The organism is Vibrio sp. C8 (genome assembly GCF_054051265.1).
Genome location: NZ_JBPAOE010000005.1, coordinates 125471 through 135096 on the forward strand (window position 1 = coordinate 125471; position 9626 = coordinate 135096).

The 9626-nt window shown below is 43.1% G+C and carries 9 protein-coding genes; 2 read left to right on the forward strand and 7 right to left on the reverse strand.

The window, feature by feature from the left end; translation table 11 throughout:
* Positions 1-9: 9 nt before the first annotated feature.
* From lgt to rppH, 4 genes are read right to left on the reverse strand one after another with little or no spacing between them, the layout of a single operon-like run.
* Entirely contained in the window at positions 10-828 is an 819-nt protein-coding gene (gene lgt, locus ACRQQK_RS03570; RefSeq protein ID WP_457510080.1) for a prolipoprotein diacylglyceryl transferase, read from the reverse strand.
* A gap of 35 nt (positions 829-863) precedes the next feature.
* A complete protein-coding gene (locus ACRQQK_RS03575; RefSeq protein ID WP_457510081.1) occupies positions 864-1658 on the reverse strand; it encodes a sulfite exporter TauE/SafE family protein in 795 nt (264 codons plus the stop codon).
* A 9-nt stretch (positions 1659-1667) separates the two neighbouring features.
* Entirely contained in the window at positions 1668-3917 is a 2250-nt protein-coding gene (ptsP, locus tag ACRQQK_RS03580; RefSeq protein ID WP_457510082.1) for a phosphoenolpyruvate--protein phosphotransferase, read from the reverse strand.
* Between the two features lie 2 nt (positions 3918-3919).
* A complete protein-coding gene (gene rppH, locus ACRQQK_RS03585; RefSeq protein WP_042480286.1) occupies positions 3920-4438 on the reverse strand; it encodes an RNA pyrophosphohydrolase in 519 nt (172 codons plus the stop codon).
* A gap of 633 nt (positions 4439-5071) precedes the next feature.
* Here rppH and mutH point away from each other — a divergent pair.
* A complete protein-coding gene (gene mutH / locus ACRQQK_RS03590; RefSeq protein ID WP_457510083.1) occupies positions 5072-5737 on the forward strand; it encodes a DNA mismatch repair endonuclease MutH in 666 nt (221 codons plus the stop codon).
* Between the two features lie 272 nt (positions 5738-6009).
* A complete protein-coding gene (locus ACRQQK_RS03595; protein ID WP_392477946.1) occupies positions 6010-7044 on the forward strand; it encodes an NADP(H)-dependent aldo-keto reductase in 1035 nt (344 codons plus the stop codon).
* A gap of 40 nt (positions 7045-7084) precedes the next feature.
* Here ACRQQK_RS03595 and ACRQQK_RS03600 read toward each other — a convergent pair whose 3' ends face one another.
* The 3 genes from ACRQQK_RS03600 to vpsR all read right to left on the reverse strand — a co-directional run bounded on the left by ACRQQK_RS03600 (position 7085) and on the right by vpsR (position 9273).
* On the reverse strand, positions 7085-7336 hold the full coding sequence (locus ACRQQK_RS03600; RefSeq protein ID WP_457510084.1) for a DUF1127 domain-containing protein: 252 nt from the start codon (positions 7334-7336) through the stop codon (positions 7085-7087).
* A 153-nt stretch (positions 7337-7489) separates the two neighbouring features.
* Positions 7490-7615 carry a hypothetical protein gene (locus ACRQQK_RS03605; protein ID WP_258004223.1) on the reverse strand — a complete coding sequence of 42 codons (126 nt, stop codon included), beginning with the start codon at positions 7613-7615 and terminating at the stop codon, positions 7490-7492.
* Positions 7616-7941: 326 nt separating this feature from the next.
* On the reverse strand, positions 7942-9273 hold the full coding sequence (gene vpsR / locus ACRQQK_RS03610; protein ID WP_042480294.1) for a cyclic-di-GMP-binding transcriptional regulator VpsR: 1332 nt from the start codon (positions 9271-9273) through the stop codon (positions 7942-7944).
* Positions 9274-9626: the final 353 nt, after the last annotated feature.

The window sequence follows — 9626 nt, forward strand, 5'->3', positions numbered from 1 at the left end:
TTTTTTAACTTACTTATTCGCAACGCTGTCTTTGTATAGGCCACGCTTGTATGCCCACACCATCATCAGTACGCCCAGAATCACCATAGGAAGTGATAACAACTGACCCATTGATATTACGCCACCAAGCAGAAGGCCAAGCTGTGCATCGGGCTCACGAACATACTCAACGAGGAAACGGAATGTACCATATCCTGCTAAGAATAGCCCTGAAACAGAGCCAAGCGGACGAGGTTTCTTGATAAACCAGTTAAGGATAAAGAACAGAACCACACCTTCAAGAGCCATCTCATAAAGCTGCGAAGGATGACGAGGTAATGGCCCACCATTAGGGAAGACAAACGCCCAAGGCACATCTGTCACTCGGCCCCAAAGTTCGCTGTTCATGAAGTTACCTAAGCGTCCCATGCCCAATCCAAAAGGTACAAGTGGGGCAACAAAATCGGCGACACCAAAGAAGGTACGCCCATTCTTTCGCGCATACCAAATCATGGCAGAGATAACACCGAGCAAGCCGCCATGGAAAGACATACCGCCCGTCCAGACTTTAAATAGGTAAAGTGGGTCAGCTAAGAACATGTCAAAGTTGTAGAACACAACGTAGCCCACACGGCCACCGATAATGACCCCTAAGAATCCTGCAAACAATAAATCGGATACTTGCTCACGATTCCAAACACCATCAGAGCGATCTGCACGACGATTGGCAAGCCACATTGCGAACAAGAAACCGACCAGATACATCATTCCATACCAGCGTATAGAAATAGGGCCAATGGCGACCAGAACGGGGTCAATATTTGGGAACTGAAGATAACCCTGAGACATAAAATACGTTCTCTTCTACTTAGTGAAAAAAGGAATTACTGAACCAGCATGGTTACAGCAACAAACATAAGAAATACAGCAAAAATTCGTTTCAGCGATGCCGTAGGAAGCTGGGTCGATAATTTCGCACCAATACGCGTGGTCATCATAGAAGTTGCAGCTATAGCAACCAAAGCAGGTAAATAGACATAACCCCAGCTGTACTCAGGTAAGTCAACCACCTGATATCCACTGACAACAAAACCGAGCATACCAGATACCGCGATACCAAAACCGCACACGGCGGATGACCCGACAGCTTTTCGCATTTCCACCCCGTGACGATTCAAGAATGGTACTGAAAGCGAACCGCCACCCACACCAACGAGGCTAGAAACAATACCAATGCCACCACCACACAATGCCGTGATCACAGCATTCGGCATGGGATGATGAGAAAGAACTCTAATCGAACGAAACATCTGCCAAGCCAGCATCATCACTATGATGCTGAATACTTTGGGAAGATATTGATTGGGAATCCAATCAGCGACCGTCGCGCCAAAATAGCCACCAAACAGGACACCTGGCATTAACCATTTGACAGCGAACATATCTACGTTGCCAAGTTTAAGGTGACTCAAAGCAGAAGAAAATGAGGTAAGAATAATGGTAGCTAAAGAGGTGGCTAATGCCATATGCATTAATATTTCAGAAGAAATGCCAGCCTTAGGTAACAGGAAAACCAACGCAGGAACAACGACTAAACCGCCACCAATTCCCAGTAGACCAGCAAGCACGCCAACAACAGACCCTAACACCAGTAATAGAGCCAGTAATTCGAAATTCACATTTAATTCCTATTTCTTGCCAGCGCGGACAAAACCTGCAAGCCCTTGTTCTTCAATATAACCTAGCATCATATTATAAATATCTTTGCCGTAAGGCTGCATCAACGCTTTGTCAGCAAGTTCAACTAATTGTGACATTTTTGCATTTCGTACAAGGTATTTGACCTTGGCAACGTTAGAGGTGTTCATACTGAGAGTGGTGTAACCTAAACCGATAAGCAACATAGATCCTATCGGGTCACCCGCTAATTCACCACAAACACACACTGGAATATTGTGTGTAGTACAAATTTGCTGGATTTGTTTAAGAGCCATAACAACCGACGGATGCATTGACTCATAGACATCAGCAACACGCGAATTGTTCCGATCTACGGCTAATAAATATTGGGTCAAATCGTTGGTACCGACTGAAACAAAATCAATTTTATCGGCGATCAGAGGAAGCAGATACAGCATTGATGGCACTTCCACCATGATGCCTATTTCAGGCATTACGATGCTAGGGTCTAACTTCACCGCTTCACTATATGCTTGATGAATCAACTTGAGTGAATCATCTAACTCAGTGGTACTAGAAATCATCGGCAGCAAAATACTGAGGTTATTGTGCGCTTTACTGGCGCGCATCATCGCCCTCAATTGGATAAGGAAGATATCAGGATGATCTAAAGTGAAGCGAATGCCACGCCAGCCAAGGAACGGATTGTCTTCCTCTATAGGTAAATAAGGAAGCGGCTTATCACCACCGACATCTAATGTACGCATGACGACCCGTTTATCTGGGTAGGCATTGAGCACACTGCCGTATTGCTGAATTTGCTCTTCTTCTGAAGGAAAGCGGTGTTGCAGCAAAAATGAAAATTCAGTTCGATATAACCCGACACCGTCGACCCCTTTATTGATCGCAATATTAGTATCGGCACTAAGACCCGAGTTCAACATCAACTCGATGTGGGCACCATCTTGAGTGATCGCAGGTTGATCAATGACGTCATTGACCATTTTTGACAGTTCAGTCTCTTCATTCGCCAACGCTCGATATTCAGAAAGAATCGACTTTGCTGGTGAAATAAAGATCTTGCCACTGTAGCCATCAACGATACCCGTTTTACCGTTGATGTCTTTAAGGTTTACAGACACCCCCATAACAGCAGGAATACCTAACGCGCGTGACAAAATAGCCGCGTGCGAGTTAGCTGCCCCTTCAATAGAGACAACTGCTAATAATTTGTCTTTAGGGAGAGCAGCCAGAATGGTTGCAGTTAGCTCACGAACCACCAAGATAATAGGTTGTTCTAACTGATGTTGTTCTTGCTCTGTATTGTGCAAAAAGAACAATAGACGTTGACCGAGCTCACGAATGTCTTGCGCTCGTTCACGGAGATACACATCTGACATTCGAGCAAAGCGGTTGGAATAACTTTCCACCACTTGTCGCAACGCCCAATCAGCACGATCACCTTTTTGAATCTGAGTTTTCAGATCTTTGCGCAACATAGGGTCATTCAAAAGGTGCGTAAACAGATCGAAGATCGCCAGCGCTTCTTTGTTGATGTCACTGTCGAGCTTCTTGCGCATTTTGCGAAAATCGCCTAATGCACTCTCAATCGCCAGCGCTAACCACTCTTGTTCACGATCGATATCTAACGTCGATGCAGGGTAAACTTCAGAAAGTTGAGGTTGAGTGTCATCCCACCAAAACTCGCCAATCGCAACTCCTGAAGAGGCTGCGACACCTGAGATCGAATGTTGCTTCTTCTTTGATAACAACCATTGTCCCTGAGTCTGAGCGTGCGCGACAATGACCGCAAGCTGAGCCGCTAACGTGACAAGGAAAGAAACTTCCATCTCGCTAAAAGAGCGAGGAGACTTTTGCTGAACAACCAGTACGCCAAGTACTTGTTTGCGGTAAATAATTGGAGTGCCGAGGAAAGAATGGTAAACCTCTTCCCCCAATTGTTTGAAGTATTTGAAATTTGGGTGCTTAGACGCTTCTGCTAAGTTAATCGGTTCCGCTGAACGTTTGACTAACCCCACAAGGCCCTCTTCAAAGCCGATGTGAATTTTATCGCCTTTGAACTTCAAGCCTTGAGTTGCCATCAGTTCTAAACGTTGCATTTCCTCATTAGCGAGATAGACAGTGCAGCACTCTGTTGCCATAGCGCTACACGTTTGCTTTACAAAGATATCTAATGCCTGATTGACATTCTCAACCTTTGAAACCTGTTCAACTATCTCCCTTAGCTGAGAAAGCATGTCTATCCTCTTCGATTTTTGCGTTTACCTTTAACTTTCCGCTCTCTAAACGGCATCGCTAATGAAGCAAATTCCTTCATTGCACGACGATATACATCACGCTTAAAAGACACCACTTGTCTCACTGGGTACCAGTAACTCACCCAGCGCCAACCATCAAATTCAGGGGAACTGCCACGTTGCATGTTAATCTTCGATTCATCACTTTCCAAACGTAGCAAGAACCATTTCTGTTTTTGTCCAATACAGACAGGTTGAGAATCCCAACGAACTAAGCGCTTTGGTAATTTATATCTTAACCAATGGCGGCTTGTCGCAATGATTTTCACATCTTTCTTTGTTAACCCAACCTCTTCGTAAAGCTCTCTGAACAACGCTTGCTCAGGAGTCTCACCTTCATCGATTCCCCCTTGAGGAAACTGCCATGAATGTTGTCCGTATCGTTTCGCCCAGAATACCTGACCATGGTTGTTACAAATCACAATACCTACATTGAGTCGGTAACCATCGCCATCTATCACTGGCAAACCTCTAGTAAAATCTGTAATTGTTCTGATTTTTCCACATATCCCCAATATGAGCAAACTTACTAGTGTGATTCACACGAGATTTATCGTCGACAACCCCTTAATAGAATGCTTTTTAGTCAAAAAATAAGTTATCAACAAAAGAGTGAGAGCTAGACCACATTTATTCACGTTTTCTGTGAATAACCATGTGAAGAAGACAGTGAACTGTGTAAAAAAAACATAAGCCCAATAAATACCTAGCAGACAAATAATATAGAAAAAACGATTTAACCCTTAATAAACATAGAGTTAAAATTAATTTTTTGATAACCAACTTAATACGATAGTCATTCTATTTTTTGATCACTTAGGCAGGTCAAAGATCAACCAATCTCACTGTTATCCACACTACTAAAAAAAAATAGCTGAAAATAACGTCAGCATAGTGGTAAATGACTGTACAAACCCCTGTTTATTCATACATGAAGGTATTATTTCACCTGCTTCAATGTATTTTTTGTGGATAACTTAAGAAAAGATCATAATTTACTCATTATGTTCATTCTGCCATCAAGATCCTTTATCACTATATTTTTGCTACAATCGCCGTTTTCATCATCAAATCAGATTATTCAAACTCGGGCTATGAAACCAGAACCAAAAAGCGAACAAGAGCTATTAGAAAGAGCTTGGCAAATAGCAGGAATGAACTTTCAGCAGTTAGCTGATGAAGCCAACATGATTGTTCCGCCTGATCTAAAAAAAGACAAAGGTTGGGTTGGTCAGTTACTGGAGTGGCATTTAGGTGCAAGTGGGGGGAGTAAACCTCAACAAGATTTTGAAGATCTAGGCATTGAACTGAAAAGCATCCCTATCAGCTACAGTGGAAAACCATTGGAGACGACCTTCGTTTGCGTTGCTCCCTTAACCGGAGTTCACGGGCTCACTTGGGAGAATAGCCATGTGAGGAACAAGTTGTCGCGCGTACTTTGGATCCCTGTAGAAGGAGAGCGCGAAATCCCATTAGCAGAGAGACGAGTAGGCTCTCCGCTGATTTGGAGCCCCTCTTTGGAAGAAGAAGCGCAACTAAAAGCAGACTGGGAAGAGTTAATGGAATTTATTGTGCTGGGCAATGTTTCGCAAATCACCGCTAAGCACGGAGAAGTACTGCAACTTCGCCCAAAGGCAGCCAACGGCAGAGTATTAACTGAAGCTTACGGCGCAAATGGAAAGCCAATTCGCACACTTCCACGCGGATTCTATCTTCGCACCCAATTCACCGCCAAAATTCTACAAAACTACTACGCGTAAGATGGGTTCAGCCACACTCTATTATTCGTGTTTTCTGAAGGTTACCTCGTTCATAGCTGTCATTTCCCTATATGTGAAGAGGTGGCTTGCCTTGTCTGCTTCTTCCCTATTGAGCTAAGTGATAAATAAAATTCATTTCCGTTTCGACTCGTTATTCGCTTATAGTAAAAATCATCTTATAAAAAGCTGTTTTAAATTCAGCGATCTATACCACTCATCGTGGTTAACATCGAACAAAAAACAGCGAGTCTCGAGTTAAACAAGGAAGTGCTATGCAATATACCAAACTGCCACACTCAACCTTAGAAGTGAGTAAACTCTGTTTAGGTACAATGACATTTGGCGAACAGAACACTCAAGCAGAAGCGTTTAGTCAGCTAGATTATGCTCTGGAACGTGGTATTAACTTTATTGATACCGCTGAAATGTATCCCGTTCCGGCAACGCTGGAAACTCAGGGAAAAACAGAAGAATTCATTGGTAACTGGATTGAAAAATCAGGCAAGCGTGAAAAAATCGTGCTTGCTTCAAAAGTGTCAGGCCCAAATAGAAACGCACCGATTCGCGAGAATATGGCGCTCGATCACCGCAATATTCATCAAGCCATTAACGACAGTCTTTCACGCTTAAAAACCGATTACATCGACTTATACCAACTGCACTGGCCTCAACGCCAAACCAATATGTTTGGTCAACTGAACTACCCTTATCCAGATAGCCAGGAAGAGGTCACACTAATTGAGAGCCTAGAAGCCTTGAATGACTTAGTGCGTATGGGGAAAGTGCGTTATATCGGCGTATCTAATGAGACACCGTGGGGACTGATGACCTACTTACGCTTGGCTGAAAAGCACGATTTACCTCGTATGGTCACTATCCAAAACCCTTACAGCCTCCTAAACCGCTCGTTTGAAGTCGGCCTTTCAGAAATCAGTCACTTTGAAGGTGTTAAGCTGCTGGCTTATTCTCCATTAGCTTTTGGTGCACTGAGCGGAAAATATTTGAACGGCGCTAGACCAAAAGGCGCTCGTTGCAGCCTATTTGAACGCTTCCAACGCTACTTCACTCCTCAAGGTGTCAAAGCAACGGAAGCTTACGTGAACTTGGCTCGTGAGTTTGGTTTAGATCCTGCACAAATGGCGCTAGCATTTGTTAATCAGCGTCCATTTGTCGCTTCGACAATTCTCGGAGCGACAAACTTGGAACAATTAAAAGCAAATATTGATAGTTTGGATATTGAACTAAGCGAAGAACTGCTGCTTAAAATTCAAGAGATTGGTACTACCTACTCCAATCCTTGTCCTTAGTAAATTAATGGGGGCTAGAGCAGTCACTAGCCCCCCTTTATCACGTCGGTATTCGCAAACTTAAAACACGACGGATATGACGTACGTGGCGCTGCGCTTTGGCTTCAATAGGGACGCTCACACCAATCGGACGACCGTCTGGTTGCAAACCAATATCTTTTAAAAGATGAACATTATTCCAAGGTAAGTCATAGCGGCTACGGCGTATTTTTCGCTTCCACTCTCTTTCTTCTCGACGTAAATCAGCGCGAACTAAAAGTGTTGCTAGTTTTATATAAAATGAGTGACTCATGGTATTTCTCCAGTTGGTTAAAGTACTTGATTAACAAGTAGACTGAGAGAAATAGCGGCTAAGTTAGAAAGCATCGGTAAGACGCAATAAGGGTAGGACTACCTCTAAACTTCGCTGCTATTTCCGCAGCCTGATTTAGAGGTTACGGATTAACTAAATATCTTTGCCTTGTTTGCTGATTTTTCGGTCAGCGATGGACGCAGCCATATCCGCACCAATGAAGGCGGTATTGGACGCATTACGGGCGCAAACAGTATGAACAGATACGAAATGTTTCATGATGCGCCTCCAAGCAAAATAGTTAATCCAAAAGTAAGTAATTTCAGTAAGCTAGACTTACGGTTAAATAATATGCAACTCAGATAATAATTCAACCCCAAAGCATTAAAAAAAGACAAAATAAAACCATTCATCTATTCACAACATAAATACAACGAGAGAAGTGAAACATTTCAATAACATTGGGCTTATGTGAAGAATTATTAACCAAAAAAAGAGGCCGCCTATTGGCGACCTCCCATTTATTCATTGATTACAGCCCGATTATTCCGTGATTGAGATGCTGAATACGGGTATTTCCTCTTAATAAGAAAGAAAAAAGCCGATCAATAAGTGCTGTCTGTGATTAAATTATGCTTATTGAGCAGGCGATACATAGTGGCTCGCGATACTCCCAGTTCCTTAGCGGCGACAGATACTTGTCCTGAATACGATTCCAACACTAGTAGCAGCGCATCACGTTCTGAACGTTCTCGAATACTCTTCAGGCTGCGTTTCCCGTCACTGCGCTTAGGAAGCTCTAAATGAGACTCTTCAAGCACTACTGTATCGGACATCAATACCACGCGTTTTATCTGGTTCATCAGTTCACGAACGTTACCAGGCCAATGATAACGAGTTAACGCACGTGTCGCGTCTTCTGAGAAGCTTCTGGCTTGTGCATTGTACTCTTTCGAATACAGTTGTAAGAAATGACGAGCCAAAATGGCAATATCTCCTGCTCGCTCCTTCAAACTAGGCACATTGATACGCAGAACATTAATGTAGTGGTAGAGCTCCTCATTAAAGTTTCCATCTATCAATGCTTTTTCAATATCCGAAGAGTTAGCAGAAAGAATGCGAACATCCACCTCTTTCACTCCATCCGGAGTTTCGACCGTACCTTCTTGTAAAAAGCGCAGCAGATTCAATTGCTGACTCTTTGGTAGTGTAAGGATGTCATTAAGCAACACGGTTCCGCCGTCAGCCTGCAACAAAATAGGCATTTCACTGCCATCGTTACCAATACCAAACAGTTCGCTTTCAATTCGATTCTCAGGCATCGCACGGCAGTTTACTGACAAAAATGGTTTCTGCGCGCGAGCAGATGTTTTATGGATGGCTTTCGCCACAGTCTCTTTACCCGTGCCGCTTTCTCCATAAATCAGAATGCTGACATCAGTTGGACCAATTCGCTTAATTTGGTCACGTAGACGCTTAACTGGAATAGAATCACCAATCAGTCCCATATCGCTATTCGAACCATAGTGAGGCCATACTTTTTTCTCCAGCTTCAACATACCAAGCTGGTGACCAATGGTACTCAATAGTTGGGTATCAGGAATTGGAGCAGTGAAAAAATCGATACAGAAGTTCACAATAAACTGGCAGATGGTGTCAGAGCTTAGTTGAGATTCACGAATAAATGCCAACCAGCGAACTTGCTTATGGTTACTGACTAAGTTTGCTATGCCATTCAAACTGAACTCATCATGACACAGGTCAACAATACCAATACAAGGCCCTGTTTCCGCAAACAGCGTATCAGCCTGACGAAGATCCGCGCACTGCGTGCATCTCCACCCTACTTGCTCTAAAACAGAAAGCCATGGTTCGTATGTGCCACCGACAACTATCAACGACCCCGGTACAGAGTCCATACGGAACTGATTAGCCATGAACTTATCCTTATTATTTAAATTCTTGATTTGCCACTGCTGTTTTACGCTCAGGCAACTGACGATACAGTAACGAGACTTAAGACATTAGTCTGTCTCATATATAAGACTAGTAAGGAAATGGAAATATTTCTAATTAAAACCTTAATGTTGATCGAAAAACTCAATTAAGAAGTTGATCATTAAAACGAATATGCGATCGAACCAAGCATCATTTCTAACGCAAAAAACACGCAGATATAAAAAAACCGCCCGAAGGCGGCTTTTATTAAACGACTGACCCGTCCTAAATAAGGTTGACACTTTTCCAGTAACCAATTGGAGAATGTCATGAAATCAATAGGTAAACGTAC

Bases quoted from the DNA above. Each gene is read 5' to 3' on its own strand.
- ACRQQK_RS03605 (WP_258004223.1), bottom strand. From the start codon at position 7,615: ATGAAACATTTCGTATCTGTTCATACTGTTTGCGCCCGTAATGCGTCC.
- vpsR (WP_042480294.1), bottom strand. From the start codon at position 9,273: ATGGCTAATCAGTTCCGTATGGACTCTGTACCGGGGTCGTTGATAGTT.
- ptsP (WP_457510082.1), bottom strand. From the start codon at position 3,917: ATGCTTTCTCAGCTAAGGGAGATAGTTGAACAGGTTTCAAAGGTTGAG.
- lgt (WP_457510080.1), bottom strand. From the start codon at position 828: ATGTCTCAGGGTTATCTTCAGTTCCCAAATATTGACCCCGTTCTGGTC.
- ACRQQK_RS03595 (WP_392477946.1), top strand. From the start codon at position 6,010: ATGCAATATACCAAACTGCCACACTCAACCTTAGAAGTGAGTAAACTC.
- mutH (WP_457510083.1), top strand. From the start codon at position 5,072: ATGAAACCAGAACCAAAAAGCGAACAAGAGCTATTAGAAAGAGCTTGG.
- ACRQQK_RS03600 (WP_457510084.1), bottom strand. From the start codon at position 7,336: ATGAGTCACTCATTTTATATAAAACTAGCAACACTTTTAGTTCGCGCT.